The organism is Ornithinimicrobium sediminis (assembly GCF_021272345.1).
GTDB classification, from domain to species: domain Bacteria; phylum Actinomycetota; class Actinomycetes; order Actinomycetales; family Dermatophilaceae; genus Ornithinicoccus; species Ornithinicoccus sediminis_B.
The window spans coordinates 445,459-462,561 of sequence record NZ_JAJSDQ010000001.1 but is presented as its reverse complement, the minus strand read 5'-3'; the positions used below and the strand labels follow the sequence as shown (position 1 = coordinate 462,561).

The 17,103-nt window shown below is 73.0% G+C and carries 17 protein-coding genes; 12 read left to right on the top strand and 5 right to left on the bottom strand.

The genetic code is table 11. From position 1 onward, the window contains the following. The first annotated feature begins 1 nt into the window (after position 1). Genes LVO85_RS02070 through ilvA form a run of 3 tightly spaced genes read left to right on the top strand, consistent with a single transcriptional unit; the run spans position 2 to position 2,947 of the window. Positions 2–343 (top strand): hypothetical protein, encoded by a 342-nt coding sequence (locus LVO85_RS02070; RefSeq protein ID WP_232745737.1) that lies wholly within the window; start codon positions 2–4, stop codon positions 341–343. Then, entirely contained in the window at positions 325–1,677 is a 1,353-nt protein-coding gene (locus tag LVO85_RS02065; RefSeq protein ID WP_232745736.1) for a glutamate mutase L, read from the top strand. The genes LVO85_RS02070 and LVO85_RS02065 overlap by 19 nt, the downstream gene beginning before the upstream one ends. Positions 1,678–1,726: 49 nt before the next feature. Continuing rightward, on the top strand, positions 1,727–2,947 hold the full coding sequence (ilvA, locus tag LVO85_RS02060; RefSeq protein ID WP_232745735.1) for a threonine ammonia-lyase: 1,221 nt from the start codon (positions 1,727–1,729) through the stop codon (positions 2,945–2,947). 117 nt (positions 2,948–3,064) lie between these two features. Here the strand turns inward: ilvA and greA are convergent, their stop codons facing one another. Both greA and LVO85_RS02050 read right to left on the bottom strand, forming a co-directional pair. Continuing rightward, positions 3,065–3,562, bottom strand: coding sequence for a transcription elongation factor GreA (gene greA / locus LVO85_RS02055; RefSeq protein ID WP_232745734.1), 498 nt, complete (start codon positions 3,560–3,562; stop codon positions 3,065–3,067). Between the two features lie 209 nt (positions 3,563–3,771). Beyond that, complete coding sequence (locus tag LVO85_RS02050) at positions 3,772–4,155, bottom strand: DUF4307 domain-containing protein (protein WP_232745733.1); 384 nt, start codon at positions 4,153–4,155, stop codon at positions 3,772–3,774. A gap of 73 nt (positions 4,156–4,228) precedes the next feature. On the opposite strand from LVO85_RS02050, the gene mca reads away from it, so the two are divergent. Both mca and LVO85_RS02040 read left to right on the top strand, forming a co-directional pair. Further along, positions 4,229–5,281, top strand: coding sequence for a mycothiol conjugate amidase Mca (mca, locus tag LVO85_RS02045; protein ID WP_232745732.1), 1,053 nt, complete (start codon positions 4,229–4,231; stop codon positions 5,279–5,281). After that, entirely contained in the window at positions 5,278–5,532 is a 255-nt protein-coding gene (locus LVO85_RS02040) for a hypothetical protein (protein WP_232745731.1), read from the top strand. The genes mca and LVO85_RS02040 overlap by 4 nt, the downstream gene beginning before the upstream one ends. Here the strand turns inward: LVO85_RS02040 and trhA are convergent. Next, the gene (gene trhA, locus LVO85_RS02035; protein WP_232745730.1) at positions 5,513–6,259 is read right to left on the bottom strand and encodes a PAQR family membrane homeostasis protein TrhA; all 747 of its coding nucleotides are present in this window, start codon (positions 6,257–6,259) and stop codon (positions 5,513–5,515) included. The two genes, LVO85_RS02040 and trhA, sit on opposite strands and share 20 nt — an antisense overlap. A gap of 113 nt (positions 6,260–6,372) precedes the next feature. Between trhA and LVO85_RS02030 the strand changes: the two genes are divergently transcribed. From LVO85_RS02030 to LVO85_RS02015, 4 genes are all read left to right on the top strand, one after another. Next, on the top strand, positions 6,373–7,137 hold the full coding sequence (locus tag LVO85_RS02030) for an isoprenyl transferase (protein WP_232745729.1): 765 nt from the start codon (positions 6,373–6,375) through the stop codon (positions 7,135–7,137). Positions 7,138–7,419: 282 nt separating this feature from the next. Continuing rightward, positions 7,420–8,823 (top strand): PhoH family protein, encoded by a 1,404-nt coding sequence (locus LVO85_RS02025; protein ID WP_408637661.1) that lies wholly within the window; start codon positions 7,420–7,422, stop codon positions 8,821–8,823. A gap of 220 nt (positions 8,824–9,043) precedes the next feature. Then, complete coding sequence (locus LVO85_RS02020; RefSeq protein ID WP_232745728.1) at positions 9,044–9,982, top strand: aggregation-promoting factor C-terminal-like domain-containing protein; 939 nt, start codon at positions 9,044–9,046, stop codon at positions 9,980–9,982. 70 nt (positions 9,983–10,052) lie between these two features. Beyond that, complete coding sequence (locus LVO85_RS02015; RefSeq protein WP_232745727.1) at positions 10,053–10,862, top strand: DUF1206 domain-containing protein; 810 nt, start codon at positions 10,053–10,055, stop codon at positions 10,860–10,862. Between the two features lie 7 nt (positions 10,863–10,869). Here the strand turns inward: LVO85_RS02015 and LVO85_RS02010 are convergent, their stop codons facing one another. After that, positions 10,870–12,276, bottom strand: coding sequence for a class II fumarate hydratase (locus tag LVO85_RS02010; RefSeq protein ID WP_232745726.1), 1,407 nt, complete (start codon positions 12,274–12,276; stop codon positions 10,870–10,872). Between the two features lie 51 nt (positions 12,277–12,327). Continuing rightward, positions 12,328–13,281, bottom strand: coding sequence for a type I pantothenate kinase (coaA, locus tag LVO85_RS02005; RefSeq protein WP_232745725.1), 954 nt, complete (start codon positions 13,279–13,281; stop codon positions 12,328–12,330). Between the two features lie 90 nt (positions 13,282–13,371). Here coaA and glmS point away from each other — a divergent pair, with 90 nt between their 5' ends. Genes glmS through LVO85_RS01990 form a run of 3 tightly spaced genes read left to right on the top strand, consistent with a single transcriptional unit; the run spans position 13,372 to position 17,093 of the window. Then, positions 13,372–15,231, top strand: a complete 1,860-nt coding sequence (glmS, locus tag LVO85_RS02000) for a glutamine--fructose-6-phosphate transaminase (isomerizing) (RefSeq protein WP_232745724.1) — start codon at positions 13,372–13,374, stop codon at positions 15,229–15,231. Between the two features lie 28 nt (positions 15,232–15,259). Further along, entirely contained in the window at positions 15,260–15,610 is a 351-nt protein-coding gene (locus LVO85_RS01995) for a holo-ACP synthase (RefSeq protein WP_232745723.1), read from the top strand. Positions 15,611–15,617: 7 nt separating this feature from the next. Then, a complete protein-coding gene (locus tag LVO85_RS01990; protein ID WP_232745722.1) occupies positions 15,618–17,093 on the top strand; it encodes a bifunctional ADP-dependent NAD(P)H-hydrate dehydratase/NAD(P)H-hydrate epimerase in 1,476 nt (491 codons plus the stop codon). Positions 17,094–17,103 lie beyond the last annotated feature (10 nt).

The following is a 17,103-nucleotide window of genomic DNA, read 5'->3' as shown; positions in this document are numbered from 1 at the left end:
CATGACGGCCGAGCCCCTGATCATCGCCGCTGCCACGTCCGGATGGACCGGCAGCGACCTGGCCCTGCGGCTGGGGGTGCCCGTCGTCCTGGTCGTGGTCGGGCTGCTCGTCTTCGTGTGGGGCCGGACCCTGCGCGCGCAGGTCCTCGAGCAGGGCGTGCAGCGCGGTGGCTTCGGCGGGCCGCCGGGCACGACCGACGTGGGCAGTGCCGAGGGCTTCGGGGTCGAGGAGGCCCGGGCCACCCTGGAGTCGGCCAGCCGCCGGGTGCTGGCCGGCCTGGGCCTGATGCTGCTGGGGTCGCTGTCCGTCCTGGGGGTCATCGCGTGGAGGCTGCTCTCCTGAACGTCCTGTGCGTCGACGTCGGGTCGACCTTCACCAAGGCCGCGCTGGTCGATCCGGACGCGGGGGTGCTGCTCGCCCGCGCGGCGGTGCCGACCACGGTGCGCACGGACGTCCTGGACGGCGTCCGGGCCGCGCGGGCGCTGATGGCGGACGGGGGACACGCCCTGCCGGAGGTCGAGGACCGCGAGCACACCCTGCTGTGCTCGAGCGCGGGAGGCGGCCTGCGGCTGTCGGTCGTGGGCTACCAGCCCACGGTCACCGCCGAGGCGGGCCACCGGGTGGGGCTCAGCGCCGGCGCCAAGGTGGTCCACGTCGCCGGGGGCGAGCTGCGGCGGGTCGGCGTGACGGCGCTGCGTGCCTCGCGGCCCGACGTCGTCCTGCTCGTGGGCGGCACCGACGGTGGCAACGCGGACGTGCTGCTGCACAACGCCCGGCGCCTGGCTGCCGCGCGGCTCCCCGCGCCGGTCGTGGTCGCCGGCAACGTGCAGGCGCGCGACGAGGTGATGCAGACCCTGCACGACGCCGGTCGCACGGTGGTCGCGGCCGACAACGTGCTGCCCCGGATCGGGGTGGTCGAGCCGGGCTCGGCCCGCGCCGCCATCCGTGAGGTCTTCCTGCACCACGTCATCGGTGGCAAGGGACTGTCCCGGGGACCGCTCTTCGAGTCGCTGGTCAGGGCCGCCACCCCCGATGCCGTGCTGGCCGGGGTGGAGGAGCTGGGGCGTGCGCTCGGCGAGGACGTCATGGTCGTCGACATCGGAGGGGCGACCACCGACGTCTACTCCGTGCTCACCCCCGAGGGTGAGGACGCGACCCTGCGCAAGCACGTGGTGGCCACGCTGTGGCACGCCCGCACCGTCGAGGGCGACCTCGGTATGCGGTGGAGTGCGGCCACCGTGCTGCAGGCGGCGCGCGCAGAGCACCTGCCGGGCGCCGACGAGCCCGACCTGCACGCCTGGGTGACCCTGGTCGTCGCCGAGCCGGCCCGGGTGCCGCAGAGCCCCGAGGAGCAGCGGCTCGACCTCGAGCTGGCCCGGCTCGCCGGTCTGCTCGCGGTCCGGCGGCATGGCCGGCCTGCCTCACCCGGCGAGGCCCCGCGGCCGCTGACCAACGTCGCTCACCTCGTCGGCTCGGGCGGGGTCCTGCGGCACGCCGAGCCCGCGGCGGCCCGCCGGGTGCTCGCCGGCGTGCTCGCCGACCACGGGGGCGGCTGGCGTCCGCCGGACGGGGCCCGGCCTGCCGTCGACACGGCATACCTGCTGTGTGCGGTCGGGCTGCTGGCGCCGGAGCACCCGCGGGCCGCGGCGGCGCTGGCCCACCAGGTCGTCGGCTGAGGGCCGGGACGCTCGACCACGGCCCCCCGCCTCGGCATAGGGTGCGAGGGTGGCGACTGCACAGAGCGTGACCCTGTCCGACATCGAGGCGGCCCGCGAGCTGCTCACCGGGGTGATCCAGCCGACGGCGATGGAGTACAGCCAGGCGCTCACCGACCGGGTGGGCGCGCCGGTCCACCTGAAGTGCGAGAACCTCCAGCGCGCCGGCTCGTTCAAGATCCGCGGGGCCTACACCCGCATCGCGGGCCTGTCCCCGCAGGAGCAGGCCAACGGCGTCGTCGCCGCCAGTGCCGGCAACCACGCGCAGGGTGTTGCGCTGGCGGCCCGGCTGCTCGGGCTGGAGGCCACGGTCTACATGCCCACCGGCGCCTCCATGCCCAAGCTGCAGGCCACGCGCGGCTACGGAGCGACGGTGCACCAGGTGGGCACCACGATCGACGAGTGCATCGTGGCCGCGAAGGAGGACAGCGCCCGCACCGGTGCCGTGTTCATCCCGCCCTTCGACCACCCCGACATCGTCGCTGGGCAGGGCACCTGCGGCCTGGAGATCCTGGAACAGGTGCCCGACGTGCGCACCATCGTCGTGTGCACCGGTGGTGGCGGGCTGCTCGCCGGCATCGCCACCGCGGTCAAGGCGCGGCGTCCGGACGTGCGGGTGGTGGGTGTGCAGGCGGCTCAGGCCGCGGCGTGGCCCGCGTCGCTGCAGGCCGGCCACCCGGTGCCGCTGACCACGATGTCGACCATGGCCGACGGCATCGCTGTCGGATGCCCCGGGGAGGTGCCGTTCCCCCTGGTGGAGGAGCTGGTCGACGGCATCGAGGTGGTGGGTGAGGACGACCTGGCGCGCGCCATGCTCTTCCTGCTCGAACGGGCCCGGCTCGTGGTGGAGCCCGCCGGTGCCGCTGCCGTGGCCCACCTGCTCTCCCGGCAGGAGGGAGCCCTCGAGGGGCCGGTCGTGGCGGTGCTCTCCGGCGGCAACATCGACCCGCTCCTGCTGCTGCGCATCATCCGCACCGGCCTGACGGTGGCGGGGCGCTACCTGCAGTTCGCGGTGCGGGTGCCCGACGCCCCCGGGTCGCTGGCGCGGCTGCTCGGGCTGCTCGCCGACCTGCGCACCAACGTGCTGGAGGTGCAGCACGGGCGCACGATCGCCTCGCTCGGGGTCCACGAGGTGCAGATCGCGCTGACCCTCGAGACCGAGGGCCCCGAGCACTCTGCGCGGGTGCAGCACACGCTGCAGGAGCGGGGGTACGTGCTGCGGCCGGTGTGACCGTGGTGCCCCCACCCCGGCGATGCCGACGCCTGAGCCGGGTCGCGCTGCCCGGACACAGGTCGACGGGCCGGCCCCCGGGGGGGGCCGGCCCGTCGACCGGTCAGGGGTGGTGGCTCAGCCGCGGTAGGGCGTGGCCTCCACGACCGTCACGTCGATCTGCTTGCCGTTGGGCGCCTCGTAGGTGAGGGTGTCGCCCGCCTTCTTGCCGACGATGGCGGCGCCCAGCGGTGAGCGCTCGCTGTAGACGTCCAGGTCCTCGCCGTCGCCGAGGATCTCCCGGCTGCCGAGCAGGAAGGTCTCGCGGTCACCGAACATCTCGACGGTGACGACCATGCCCGGCTCCACGACCCCGTCGTCCGGGGGTGCCTCGCCGACGGTCGCGTTGTCGAGCAGGTGCTCGAGCTGGCGGATGCGGGCCTCCATCTTGCCCTGCTCCTCCTTGGCGGCGTGGTAGCCACCGTTCTCCTTGAGGTCGCCCTCCTCTCGGGCAGCCTCGATGCGCTTGGCGATCTCATGGCGCCCCGGCCCGGAGAGCTGCTTCAGCTCGGCGTGGAGGCGGTCGTAGGCCTCCTGGGTGAGGTAACTCGATGATGCCTTGGCAGTCTCGGTCACTGGTGGTCACTCCTTGGTCTGTGCAGAAGGTGGTCCGGCCTGGCGGCACGGGGTCTGGTCGCCTGGTACGTGCGGGACCACACACAAAGTCCGGGACGTTGACCTCCGCGTGCGGTGGTCGACGGCCCCGGACCGTTGCTGGAAAGCATAATTCTACCTGCCGCTACCCCCATGTCCAGCGAAGAGGGCCGCCCCAGGTCACGATGTGGTCACGGCGAGGCGTCGAGGTAGCGGCACGAGTCGACGTAGCCGGTGACCGCGGGACCCGCCGTCCGGACCGTCGCGACGTGCCGGCTGGGGGAGACCTGCGCGGGCTCGACCGTGGTCTCGGTGCGGCCCACGACACCGTGCCGCTCGTCCTGCGCCTCGATGGTGCAGACGACGCTGCGCGAGGGGTCGCGCCGCAGGTCGAACCGCACGTCCACCTGGTCGGGGCCGGCCACGACGAACCCGGTGTTGACCCAGTGCACCCGTCCCGAGGTGGCCGAGAGCGCGAACCACACGGCGACGGCGCTCATGACCAGCACGCCGACGACGCCGACGACCCACCAGGTGCGCCGGCTCGTCTCCGGGGTGGCCGTGGGGCTGCTCATCGCGTGGTCTCCGTCCAGGGGGTGAGAGGATAGGTCCTATTGTCCTTCACCGAACGACCTGCGAGGAGCAAGGGTGTCCCAGGGCCTGCGACTGATGGCGGTGCACGCTCACCCCGACGACGAGTCGTCCAAGGGTGCGGCGACCACGGCGATGTACGTCGACCGTGGCGTAGAGGTCATGGTGGTCTCCTGCACCGGCGGCGAGCGCGGCGACGTGCTCAACCCCCGGCTGGTGCACGACCCGGTGATCGAGCGCGACCTGACGCAGGTGCGGCGCGACGAGATGGCGGAGGCGGCCGCGATCCTCGGGGTCAGCCACACGTGGCTCGGGTTCGTCGACTCCGGCCTGCCCGAGGGCGACCCGCTGCCGCCACTGCCGCAAGGGTGCTTCGCGCTCGAGCCGGTCGAGGTGACGACCGAGGCGCTGGTGCGGGTGATCCGCGAGTTCCGCCCGCATGTGCTGACCACCTACGACGAGAACGGCGGCTACCCCCACCCCGACCACGTCATGACCCACGTGGTGACGATGTCCGCGTTCCGTGCCGCGGGCGACCCCACGGCATACCCGCATGCGGGTGAGCCCTGGCAGCCGCAGAAGGTCTACTACTCCGCCTGGTCTCCGGACCGGCTGCGCAACCTGCACCAGGCGATGCTCGACGAGGGGGTCGAGTCGCCCTTCGCCGAGTGGATCGAGCGCATGGGCGACCGCCCGGAGCGGGCCATCTCGACCCATGTGCCCTGTGCCGACTTCTTCGAGGTCCGCGACGACGCCCTGCGCGCCCACGCCACCCAGGTCGACCCCGAGGGACACTGGTTCGCCGTGCCCATGGAGCTGCAGCGCCGGGTCCATCCCACGGAGGACTTCGAGCTCGCCGTCTCGCTCGTGCCGGTGGATATGCCCGAGGACGACCTCTTCGCAGGCCTGCCGCCGCTCGCCGAGCTGGAGGAGGTGTGCCGGCAGGACTGCCCACGGGACGCCGCCGGTGAGCCGGTGGTCGCCTACCGGGCGCCCGTGCCGGAGCCGGCCCAGGCGGTCGCGGCGTCGGCGCGTGACGACGAGGGTGACGACGAGCTCCGGGGCAGTGAGGGCCACCGCGACGACCACCGCGAGGAGCAGGCCTCGTGAACACCACCAGTGTGGAGGTCACCGCCGGGCTCGGGGGCTTCCTGGTCCTGTTCGGTCTGGCGCTCATGGTCTGGTTCCTCGGACGCGACCTCAGCCGGCGGTTGCGACGGATGCGTCAGGCGGAGTCGCTGCGCCGCGAGCAGGTCGAGCGGGCCGCCGCGCCGCGCGCGGACGGTGCGGCGTCCTCGCCGCCGGCCGGGGACGAGGCGTCGGGGCCCCCGACTGACCCGGTCAGACCCCCGCAGGCGTAGCGCCGTAGACCACCAGGGACACCGCGACGTAGTGGACGGTGAAGGCGGCGACGGTGAAGGCGTGGAAGACCTCGTGGAAGCCGAACCACAGTGCTGAGGGGTTGGGCCTCTTGAGCGCGTACACGACCGCGCCGAGGGTGTAGAGCAGCCCACCCGCGGCCAGCAGGACGACGACGGCCAGGCCGCCGGCGCGGTAGAAGTCGACGAGGTAGAAGACCGCCACCCAGCCGAGGGCCACGTAGACGGGCGTGTAGAGCCAGCGGGGCGCGCCGACCCAGAAGACCCGGAAGAGCACACCGGCGACGGCGCCTGTCCACACGATCCACAGCAGGGTGGAGCGCTGGGCGTCCGGCAGCAGCATCACCGCGAAGGGCGTGTAGCTGCCCGCGATGATCAGGAAGATGTTGGCGTGGTCCATGCGCTTGAGCAGCGCGTTCGTGCGGTCGCTCCAGCGGCCGCGATGGTAGGTCGCCGATGTCGCGAAGAGCATCACGGCCGTCGTCCCGAAGACCGCCGCGGAGAGCCGGCCGGGGGTGGTGGGGGCGAGGACGACCAGCACGACGGCTGCCGCGAGCGAGAGAGGGACCATGCCCAGGTGCAGCCAGCCGCGGAGCCGGGGCTTGACGGCTGAAGCGACGTCGTGGACGGTCTGCGAGAGCTCGTCGCCCAGCTCGTGGGCCTTCTCGGCCACCCCGGAGGTGCGGCCGGTCTCAGGGGTACCAGTCATATGTTCGAGGGTAACCTACGGCACCGTAAGTTACTAGTTCGTAGGTGGAGGTCCCCGGGACTTCACAGGGCGTACACGACCGGGGCCCAGGTCAGGGCGAGTAGGTTGGCGCCATGCGGACTGCGCGCGATCTGGTCTACCGGGTGTACAACCGGTCCCTGACCAAGCAACTGCCCGCCGAGCGCCTGCCCCGCCACGTCGGCGTGATGCTGGACGGCAACCGCCGGTGGGCCCGGCTGCGCGGGGAGTCCACCGCAGAGGGCCACCGCGCGGGTGCCGACAACATCAAGCCGTTCCTCGGATGGTGCGAGGAGGCAGGTGTCGAGGTGGTCACGCTGTGGCTGCTGTCGACCGAGAACCTCAACCGGGCCGAGGTCGAGCTCGAGCCGCTGCTGCGCATCATCGAGGACGTCGTGGCCGACCTCGCGGAGACGGGTCGCTGGCGCCTGCACGTCGTCGGGGCCCGCGACCTGCTGCCCGAGCGCACGCGCGCGTCGTTGGAGTCGTCGGCCGCCGCCACCGCCGACGTCGACGCGATGCTCGTCAACGTCGCGATCGGCTACGGCGGGCGGCAGGAGATCGCCGACGCCGTGCGCTCGCTGCTGGCCGAGCACGCCTCGCTCGGCACACCGCTGGAGGAGCTGGCCCGGACCCTGGAGATCGAGCACATCGCCGAGCACCTCTACACCAAGGGCCAGCCCGACCCCGACCTGGTCATCCGCACCAGCGGCGAGCAGCGGCTGGGGGGCTTCCTGCTGTGGCAGAGCGCCCACAGCGAGTTCTACTTCTGCGAGGCCTACTGGCCCGACTTCCGCAAGGTCGACTTCCTGCGGGCGCTGCGCGCGTACGCCGAGCGCGAGCGCCGGTTCGGCAGCTGACACCGCTGCCGGCCCCCCTGGGACGCGCCCGGGGAGCGGGGCGTGAACATCGTTCGAACAGCGCGCAACGCCGGGGCCGAAATCCCGCTGCCGACCGCGCTGACCGCATACCGTCGGACGTGACGCAGGGCACCCGTCCGGCGTCTCGGGAGGCTCACCAGATGGAGCGCATGCTCTGGGCGGGGGGCCGGCACCGGCACTCCGCCGACCGACGGCGAGCCTGGTCCCGGTCACCTCATCGCCACGACGCGTAGCCGCTAGCGCGCGTCCCAGGGAGTCGACATGGCCAGCACCGTCACCGCCACCACCGTCCCGACCTCTCCGGCCCGCGCCGCCACCCCGACGCCGCTGCCCCTGGCGGGCGACGACCCGGACGCACGCGTCGACATGGCCGCCAAGACCTACGTCGTCGACACCTCGGTGCTGCTCTCCGACCCGCACGCCGTGCTGCGGTTCGCTGAGCACGAGGTCGTGCTGCCGGTCGTGGTCATCACGGAGCTGGAGGGCAAGCGACACCACCCCGAGCTCGGGTACTTCGCCCGGCAGGCGCTGCGGCTCCTGGACGACCTGCGTGTCCAGCACGGCACGCTGAGCGAGCCGGTGCCGGTGGGGGAGCGCGGTGGCACGGTGCGGGTGGAGCTCAACCACACCGACGCCGGCTCGCTGCCCTCGGGCTTCCGGCTGGGCGACAACGACACCCGCATCCTGGCCGTGGCGGCCAACCTGGCCGCCGAGGGCGACGACGTCACCGTGGTGAGCAAGGACCTGCCGATGCGGGTCAAGGCGTCCGCGGTCGGGCTGGACGCCCAGGAGTACCGCGCGGAGCTGGCCGTCGACACCGGGTGGACCGGCATGGCCCAGCTCGACGTCGACGACCAGGAGATGTCCTCGCTCTACGAGACGGGCCGGCTCGAGCACCCGGCCGCACTCGACCTGCCCTGCCACACCGGCCTCACCGTCTTCGGCCCGTCCGGCAGCGCGCTGGGCAGGGTCACCGCCGACGGCTCGGTCGCACTGGTGCGGGGCGACCGGGACGCCTTCGGCCTGCACGGCCGGTCGGCCGAGCAGCGCATCGCGCTGGACCTGCTGCTCGACCCGGACGTCGGCATCGTCAGCCTCGGGGGACGGGCCGGCACCGGGAAGAGCGCCCTGGCCCTGTGCGCCGGCCTGGAGTCGGTGATGGAGCGCCGCCAGCACCGCAAGGTCATCGTGTTCCGGCCGCTGTACGCCGTGGGCGGCCAGGAGCTCGGCTACCTGCCCGGCAGCGAGAACGACAAGATGGGCCCCTGGGCGCAGGCGGTCTTCGACACGCTCGGCGCGGTCGTGAGCAAGGAGGTCGTCGAGGAGATCCTCGACCGCGACATGCTCGAGGTGCTGCCGTTGACCCACATCCGTGGGCGGTCCCTGCACGACGCGTTCGTCATCGTCGACGAGGCCCAGTCGCTCGAGCGCAACGTGCTCCTGACCGTGCTCTCCCGGATCGGACAGTCCTCACGCGTCGTCCTGACCCACGACGTGGCCCAGCGGGACAACCTCCGGGTAGGTCGCCACGACGGCATCGCGGCCGTGATCGAGGCGCTCAAGGGCAACCCGCTGTTCGCGCACATGACGCTGCACCGCAGCGAGCGCAGCCCGATCGCGGCTCTGGTCACCGAGCTGCTGGAGGGTCCGCACACCGGTGCCTAGGGGCCTGTCGGGCAGCGCCGGCAGCAGCACGTCCGGAGGCCGTCCGTTGTGCCGGCCCCCGGGACCGGCGTGTGTGAGGTTGCCCACGATGGGCCTTCATGGTTTGCCTGCGTCGCCGTGACCATGGCACGTTGGATCTCGAAGGTCACGATTTGATAACGCTCAGCACCGCCGCTGCGTCCCCTGATCGCCCGGTGCTCGGGCTCCCCCTGGAGGTTCCATGACTCGCTCAACCCTGCCCGGCTCCGTCGAGCCCGACACGACCACGCTCGACCGCGCCGAGTCCGGCCGGCACCGCCACGGCGTCCGCCGTCACCCCGCCACGATGGTCACCGCCGCCATCGCCGTCGGCTCCGTGGCGCTGGCTGGGTTCGCGGCCACCGGGGCCACCGCAGACTCCGACGCGGGTCGTGTGCAGGCCAGCCTCAACGGCACCGCCCCCGCCGTCGCCGACAGCGCTGTGTCGGCGGTGAAGGACTCGGCGCGGCGCCAGGCGGCTGACCGTGGCTCGCTGCGCATCGACCGGATCTCCGACCAGTACGCCGCGCTCAACGCCTCGCGGACCGCTGCGTCCGAGAGTGCACGTGCGGCGAACGAGGCCGCCGAGGCCATCGCGCAGGAGCGCAAGGCGGAGAAGGAGGCCGCCGAGCGCGCCGCCGCCGAGGAGGCCGCTGCCGAGCGCGCCGCCGCCGAGGAGGCCGCTGCCGAGCGCGCTGCCGCCGAGGAGGCCGCTGCCGAGCAGGCTGCCGCCGCGCGCGAGACCGAGCAGGCCGCTGCCGAGCCGCAGGAGCAGGCCGCCTCCCGGTCGGCCGAGCGTGAGCCGGCCCCCAGCGAGCCGGCCCCCGCCCCGGCACCGTCGGGCGACCCGCGCTCGATCGCACGCTCCATGCTCTCCAGCTACGGCTGGGGTCAGGACCAGTTCGGCTGCCTCGACTCCCTGTGGATCAAGGAGAGCGGCTGGAACCACACGGCCCAGAACCCCTCCTCCGGGGCCTACGGCATCCCGCAGTCGCTGCCGGGCAGCAAGATGGCCAGCGCCGGCGCCGACTGGCAGACCAACCCCGCGACGCAGATCCGCTGGGGCCTGGGCTACATCGACGGCCGCTACGGCAGCCCCTGCGCGGCCTGGTCGCACTCGCAGGCACACAACTGGTACTGAGCGGACACCGACCTTCACACGAAGGGCCTCGCTGTTGCGGGGCCCTTCGTCGTGCCCGGAGACTGTGCCCATGACGCACACGGCGAGCAGTGCAGCTCGCGAAGCCAGCGCCCATCCCGCCCTCGAGACCCTGGCCCGCGCGGGCTACGCCGTCAACGGCTTCCTGCACCTGGTGATCGCCTGGATCACCCTCCGCATCGCGATCGGCTGGGGTGGCAGCGCCGACCAGTCCGGCGCACTGGAGGCCGTCCGGGACGCACCCCTGGGGGGCGTGCTCCTCTGGGTGGGCGTCGCGGGCTACGCCGGGCTGGCCCTGTGGCGGGTGCTCGACGCCGTCGTCGGTTACCACCCCGGCGCCTCGGCCGAGGGCCAGGCCGAGGGGGCCAAGGACCTCGGCAAGGGGCTCGTCTACACCGCGCTGGCGTGGACCACCTGGCAGTTCGCCAGTGGCGGCAGCACCGACAGCGGCGAGTCCACCGCCGACTTCACGAAGACCCTCATGGGGATGCCGTGGGGCCAGGCGCTGGTGTTCGTGGTCGGGCTCGCGGTCGTGGGGGTGGGTGGCTACCACGTCTGGAAGGGCGCCACCCAGAGGTTCCTCGAGGACCTGGCAGGCAACGCCGGAGGCGACCTGGGCAAGGTGGTCGTGCTCGCCGGCACCGTGGGCTACGCCGCCAAGGGGGCCGCCCTGGGGGTGGTGGGTCTGCTGTTCTGCTATGCGGCGTGGACGACCGACCCCGAGGAGGCCACCGGGCTGGACGGCGCGCTCAAGGCGCTCTCCGGCACTGCCGCCGGCACGGTGCTCCTGCTCGTCATCGCCGCGGGCTTCGTGGCCTACGGCCTCTACTCCTTCGCCCGCGCCAGGTACGCCCGCCTCTGACCCCCGGCTACGCATGCGGGCGGGCCATGCCCAGCACGTCGAGGGCCTGGTCCAGCTGCTCCTCGGTGAGCTCGCCCCGCTCCACATGGCCCCGCTCGAGGACGACCTCGCGGATGGTGCGCCGGGTGGCCAGGGACTGCTTGGCCACGGCCGCTGCCGCCTCGTAGCCGATGTACCGGTTCAGGGGTGTGACGATCGAGCTGCTGCTCTCCGCCAGCTCCCGGCACCGGGCCTCGTCGGCCTCGATGCCGCGCACCGTCGCCTCCGCCAGGTGGGCGGTGCTGCGTCCGAGCAGGGTGAGCGTCTCCACCAGACAGGAGCCCATGACCGGCAGCATCACGTTGAGCTCGAAGGCGCCCGAGGCTCCCGCGACGGTCATCGTGGTGTCGTTGCCGATGACCCGGGCACACACCATGAGCGTGGCCTCCGGCAGCACCGGGTTGACCTTGCCGGGCATGATGCTGGAGCCGGGCTGCAGGTCCGGCAGCCGGATCTCGCCCAGGCCGGCGCGCGGGCCGGACCCCATCCAGCGCAGGTCGTTGCAGATCTTGGTCAGGGAGACCGCGACCACCCGGGCCGCCCCGGACAGGGCGACCAGGGCGTCCTGGGCCGACTGGGCCTCGAAGTGGTCCTCCGCCTCCCGCAGCTCCAGCCCGAGCTCCTCGGACAGCGCGGCGATGACCCGCGGGGCGAACTCGGGGTGGGCGTTGATGCCGGTGCCGGCCGCGGTGCCGCCCAGCGGCAGCTCGGCGGCACCCGCGACGGCCTCGGCCACCCGCCGCCGGCCGAGAGCGACCTGGCGGGCGTAGCCGGCGAGCTCCTGGCCCAGCGTCACCGGCACGGCGTCCATGAGGTGGGTGCGGCCGGCCTTGACGACGTCGGCGAGCTCCTCGGCCTTGGCCAGCAGCGCCTCCTCGAGAGCGGCCAGCCCCGGGTCCAGGACGGTGCGGGCGAGGTCCACGGCGACGATGCGCAGCGCGGTGGGGAAGGTGTCGTTGCTGGACTGGCCGGCGTTGACGTGGTCGTTGGGGTGCACCGTCAGGCCGCCCCTGGAGGCCAGGCGGGCGACGACCTCGTTGACGTTCATGTTGGTGGAGGTGCCCGACCCGGTCTGGTAGACGTCGACCGGGAAGTGCTCGTCGTGCAGCCCACGGGCGACCTCGTCGGCCGCGTCGGCGATCGCCGACGCGAGGTCGGCGTCCAGCACGCCGAGGTCGGCGTTGACGGTGGCGGCACACTGCTTCACCCGGGCCAGGGCGTGCACGACCTCCGTGGGCACCCGTTGTCCGGAGATCGGGAAGTTGAGCACCGCGCGTGCCGTCTGCGCGCCGTAGAGGGCGTCGACGGGCACCTCGATCTCTCCCATGGAGTCGTGCTCGGTGCGGGTCCGCTGGTCCTGGTCTGACGTCGTCATGGACCCAGTGTGGCCCTCGACCGGTCAGATGTCAGAGGTGGCTGCCCCGTCTCAGAGCCGGCGCAGCCGCACGCGGCGCACCGAGTGGTCCTGGCCCTTGGAGAGCACCAGGGTGGCCCGCCCCCGCGTCGGCTGGATGTTCTCCCGCAGGTTGGGGGCGTTGATCGCCTCCCAGATGTTGTCCGCGATGTCGACGGCCGCCTCGTCGGAGAGGCTGGCGTACCGGTGGAAGTGGGACTCGGGCTGGGCGAACGCCGTCTCGCGCAGCCGCAGGAAGCGCTCGATGTACCACTGCTTGATGTCGTCGACGTGCGCGTCCACGTAGACCGAGAAGTCGAAGAAGTCGCTCACCGCCAGGCCGGTCCGCCCGTCGTGGTGCTGCCGCGGGGGCTGCAGCACGTTGAGACCCTCGACGACGAGCACGTCGGGGCGCCGGACGACCGTCTCCTCCCCGGGGACGATGTCGTAGGTGAGGTGGGAGTAGACCGGAGCGCGGACCTCCTCCTTGCCGGCCTTGACCTCGGCGACGAACCGCTGCAGCGCCCGTCGGTCGTAGGACTCCGGGTATCCCTTGCGTGCCATGAGGTTGCGGGCCTCCAGCACGCGGTTGGGCAGCAGGAACCCGTCGGTCGTCACGAGCTCGACCTGCGGGGCGGAGTCCCAGCGGGAGATCAGCTCGGTGAGGATGCGCGCCGTCGTGGACTTGCCGACGGCCACCGAGCCGGCGACGCCGATGACGAAGGGGGTGCGCTGCCGCTTCTCGCCCAGGAAGTCGCTGGTGACCTGGTGCAGCCCCTCGGTCGCCTCCTCGTAGAAGGACAGCAGACGGGACAGCGGCAGGTAGACCTGCTCGACCTCGGCGAGGTCCAGCCGGTCGCCGAGACCCTGCAGACGCTGCACGTCGGCGGCGTCCAGCCGCATGGGGGTCTGCTCGCGCAGACGGGCCCACGCCGCGCGGTCGAGCTCGACGTAGGGGGAGGGCAGGCACTGGCCGGCTGACGGCATACCGGCCATTGTGCACGGTGACCGGCGGGGACGCGGGAGCGGCGCGGTGCCCTCGCCACGCACCGCCGGCGGACGGTTAGTCTTGCCCGCATGTGCGGAATCGTGGGATACGTGGGCCCGGAGGCGTCGGAGAAGGCGATCGACGTCGTGATGGACGGGCTGGGGAGGCTGGAGTACCGCGGCTACGACTCGGCAGGGGTCGCCCTGGTGACCGACGGCACCGTCGTCACCGAGAAGCGCGCAGGCAAGCTCACCAACCTGCGCTCCGCCCTCGCAGCGCACCCGCCGGCCGACAGCGCCACGGCGATCGGCCACACCCGCTGGGCCACGCACGGGGGCCCGACCGACGCCAACGCCCACCCCCACCGCGGCGGTGCGGACGGCAAGCTGGCCCTGGTGCACAACGGCATCATCGAGAACTTCCACGCGCTCAAGGCGGCGCTGCTCGCAGACGGCGCGGTCTTCACCTCCGAGACCGACACCGAGGTCGTGGCACACCTGCTCGACCGCGCCTACTGCCGCACCGGCGACCTGACCGACGCCATGCGCGAGGTCGTCGAACGGCTGCACGGCGCGTTCACCCTGCTCGCCGTGCACGCCGACTCCCCGCACACGGTCGTCGGCGCCCGGCGCAACTCCCCGCTCGTCGTCGGGCTCGGGGAGGGGGAGAACTTCCTGGGCTCCGACGTGGCCGCCTTCATCGGGTACACCCGGCACGCGATGGAGCTGGGGCAGGACCAGATCGTCACCATCACCCCCGACACCTGCTCCGTGATCGACTTCGACGGCACACCCAGCGACGGCAAGGCCTACGAGGTCACCTGGGACGCCGCGGCAGCCGAGAAGGGCGGCTACGCCACCTTCATGGAGAAGGAGATCCACGACCAGCCGCACGCCGTCCGCGACACCCTGTTCGGTCGCACCGACGAGACCGGGCGCCTCGTCCTGGACGAGATGAGCATCACCGAGGACGAGCTGCGGTCGGTCACCAAGATCGTCATCGTCGCCTGCGGCACGGCCGCGTATGCCGGGATGGTCGCCAAGTACGCCATCGAGCGGTGGACGCGGCTGCCGGTCGAGGTCGAGCTGGCCCACGAGTTCCGCTACCGCGACCCGGTCATCGACCACCAGACGCTGGTGGTGTCGATCTCCCAGTCCGGCGAGACCATGGACACACTCATGGCGGTGCGGCACGCGACCCACCTGGGCGCCCGGACCGTGTCGATCTGCAACACCCACGGGTCGACGATCCCGCGCGAGTCCGACGCCGTGCTCTACACGCACGCCGGCCCGGAGATCGCCGTGGCGTCCACCAAGGCGTTCCTCGCCCAGATCACCGCGAGCTACATCCTGGGCCTCTACCTCGCCCAGCTCCGGGGCGGGGAGTACGGCAAGGTCGCGGCCGAGGTGCTCACCGAGCTGCACGGCATCCCGGACAAGATCGAGGCCCTCCTCGGCAGCATGGACCGGGTCGAGGAGATCGCCTACTTCATGTCCGACACGCGCTCGGTGCTCTTCCTGGGCCGCCACGTGGGCTTCCCGGTCGCGATGGAAGGTGCGCTGAAGCTCAAGGAGCTCGCCTACATCCACGCCGAGGGCTTCGCCGCGGGCGAGCTCAAGCACGGCCCGATCGCGCTCATCGAGCCGGGCCAGCCGGTCTTCATCGTGGTGCCGTCCCCGAGCTCGGAGCACGGTCTGCACGGCAAGGTGGTCTCCAACATCCAGGAGATCCGCGCCCGGGGCGCCCGCACCCTGGTCATCGCCGAGGAGGGCGACGAGGACGTCGTGCCCTTCGCCGACGAGGTCATCCGGGTGCCCCACACCTCCCCGCTGCTGGCCCCGCTGCTCACCGTGGTGCCACTGCAGGTCTTCGCCCTGCACCTGTCGACCGCCAAGGGCCTGGACGTCGACCAGCCCCGCAACCTCGCCAAGTCCGTCACGGTCGAGTGAGCCAGGCGCGGCGACCGCGGAGGCCGCGGTGATCATCGGCGTCGGCATCGACGTCGTCGACATCGCCCGCTTCGGCCAGCGTATCGCCGCCAACCCGCGGCTGGCCGAGCGGCTCTTCACCGAGTCCGAGCGCGCGCTGCGCACCGAGTCGATGGCGGCCCGCTTCGCCGCCAAGGAGGCGCTGGCCAAGGCCCTCGGTGCCCCGGTGGGGCTGCGCTGGACCGATGCCACCGTGGTGCGGGAGGCCGACGGCCGCCCGCACCTGGAGGTCGTCGGCACCGTCGCCGTCCGCGCCGCGGAGCTGGGCGTCAGCACCTTCCACGTGTCCCTGTCCCATGACGCCGGGGTCGCCTCGGCCGTCGTCGTCGCCGAGGGGTGATCCGGTCATGATCCAGGCCTATTCCGTCGAGCAGGTCCGCGAGGCCGAGGAGGCCCTGCTCGCGCAGACGCCCGAGGGTGAGCTCATGCGCCGTGCCTCCACCGGGCTGGCCGAGGTGCTGCGCGCCCGGGCCGAGCAGCTGGACGCGCGCCGTCTGGTCGTGCTCGTGGGGCCCGGCAACAACGGTGGGGACGCGCTGCACGCCGCGGCGATGGTGAGCGACGGGCTGGCGGTCGTCGTCGTGCAGGTGGCGAGCCGGCCGCACCCGGGTGGTGCGCGGGCGGTCGCGGACGCGGGCGTGCCGGTGCACGTCCTGGACCGCGACGCGACCGAGGTGCCCGAGGACGTGCGCACCGCGCTGGCCGAGGCGGACCTCGTCGTCGACGGGCTGCTCGGCATCGGGGGCACCCCGGGGCTGCGTGGCGCCATGGCCGCGGTCGTCGACGCCATCGGGGAGCACGCCTACGTGGTGGCGGTCGACCTGCCCAGCGGTGCCGACCCGGCCGGACGCACGCGGCTGGAGGACGCGGTGTTCGCCGACGAGACCGTGACCTTCGGCGTGCCCAAGCCGGTGCACCTGCTCCCCGCCACCGAGCCCGCCGTGGGCCGTCTGACGGTGGTCGACATCGGGCTGACGCTCGACGTGCCACCCGCGGTCGAGCGGCTGGACTTCGACGACGTCAGGGCGCTGTGGCCGGTGCCCGGCGCCGACGACGACAAGTACTCCCGCGGCGTCCTCGGGGTCGTCGCCGGTGGTGAGACCTTCCCGGGAGCCGCCGTGCTGTGCACGGTCTCGGCCGTCGAGGCGGGGGTGGGGATGGTGCGCTACCTCGGTCCGCCCACTCCGACGGGGCTGGTGCTGCGCGCTGTCCCCGAGGCGGTGACCAGGCCGGGGCGGGTGCAGGCCTGGGTGCTCGGCCCGGGCCTGGACCCCGAGGACACCAGCGTCCGGGGGCGGGTGCAGGTCCGCACGGCGCGCAGGGCGCTGGAGTCCCACGACCCGTGTGTGGTCGACGCCGGTGCGCTGGACCTGCTCTCCGGCCGCCGCGCCGCGCCCACGCTGCTCACACCCCACGCCGGGGAGCTCGCCCGGCTGCTGAGCCGTCTGGTCGGAGGTCCGGAGGTCGAGCGTGCCACCGTCCAGGCCGACCCGGTGCGCCACGCCCGCATCGCGGCCGAGGTCACCGGGGCCGTCGTGCTGCTCAAGGGGGCCACCACGGTCGTCGTCGGGCCAGGGGCGCATGACCCGGTGCGGGTGCAGGCCGACGCCCCGGCGTGGCTCGCGACCGCCGGCTCCGGCGACGTGCTCGCGGGGCTCACCGGCGCCCTCCTGGCCTCGGGGCTGGACCCGCTGGACGCGGCGCCGCTGGCGGCCCTGGTGCACGGCGTCGCCGGGGACCGGGCCAACCCGGGCGGTCCGGTGCGCGCGCTCGCGGTGGCGCACGCCTTGCCCGGCACCGTGGCCTACCTGCTCCACCGGTGACCGTGGTCCG

Coding starts and splice junctions, on each gene's coding strand:
- LVO85_RS02070 (WP_232745737.1), top strand. CDS start 2: ATGACGGCCGAGCCCCTGATCATCGCCGCTGCCACGTCCGGATGGACC.
- LVO85_RS02050 (WP_232745733.1), bottom strand. CDS start 4,155: ATGAGCAGCCCCACGGCCACCCCGGAGACGAGCCGGCGCACCTGGTGG.
- trhA (WP_232745730.1), bottom strand. CDS start 6,259: ATGACTGGTACCCCTGAGACCGGCCGCACCTCCGGGGTGGCCGAGAAG.
- LVO85_RS02030 (WP_232745729.1), top strand. CDS start 6,373: ATGCGGACTGCGCGCGATCTGGTCTACCGGGTGTACAACCGGTCCCTG.
- LVO85_RS02025 (WP_408637661.1), top strand. CDS start 7,420: ATGGCCAGCACCGTCACCGCCACCACCGTCCCGACCTCTCCGGCCCGC.
- LVO85_RS02020 (WP_232745728.1), top strand. CDS start 9,044: ATGACTCGCTCAACCCTGCCCGGCTCCGTCGAGCCCGACACGACCACG.
- LVO85_RS02015 (WP_232745727.1), top strand. CDS start 10,053: ATGACGCACACGGCGAGCAGTGCAGCTCGCGAAGCCAGCGCCCATCCC.
- LVO85_RS02010 (WP_232745726.1), bottom strand. CDS start 12,276: ATGACGACGTCAGACCAGGACCAGCGGACCCGCACCGAGCACGACTCC.
- coaA (WP_232745725.1), bottom strand. CDS start 13,281: ATGCCGTCAGCCGGCCAGTGCCTGCCCTCCCCCTACGTCGAGCTCGAC.
- glmS (WP_232745724.1), top strand. CDS start 13,372: ATGTGCGGAATCGTGGGATACGTGGGCCCGGAGGCGTCGGAGAAGGCG.
- LVO85_RS01990 (WP_232745722.1), top strand. CDS start 15,618: ATGATCCAGGCCTATTCCGTCGAGCAGGTCCGCGAGGCCGAGGAGGCC.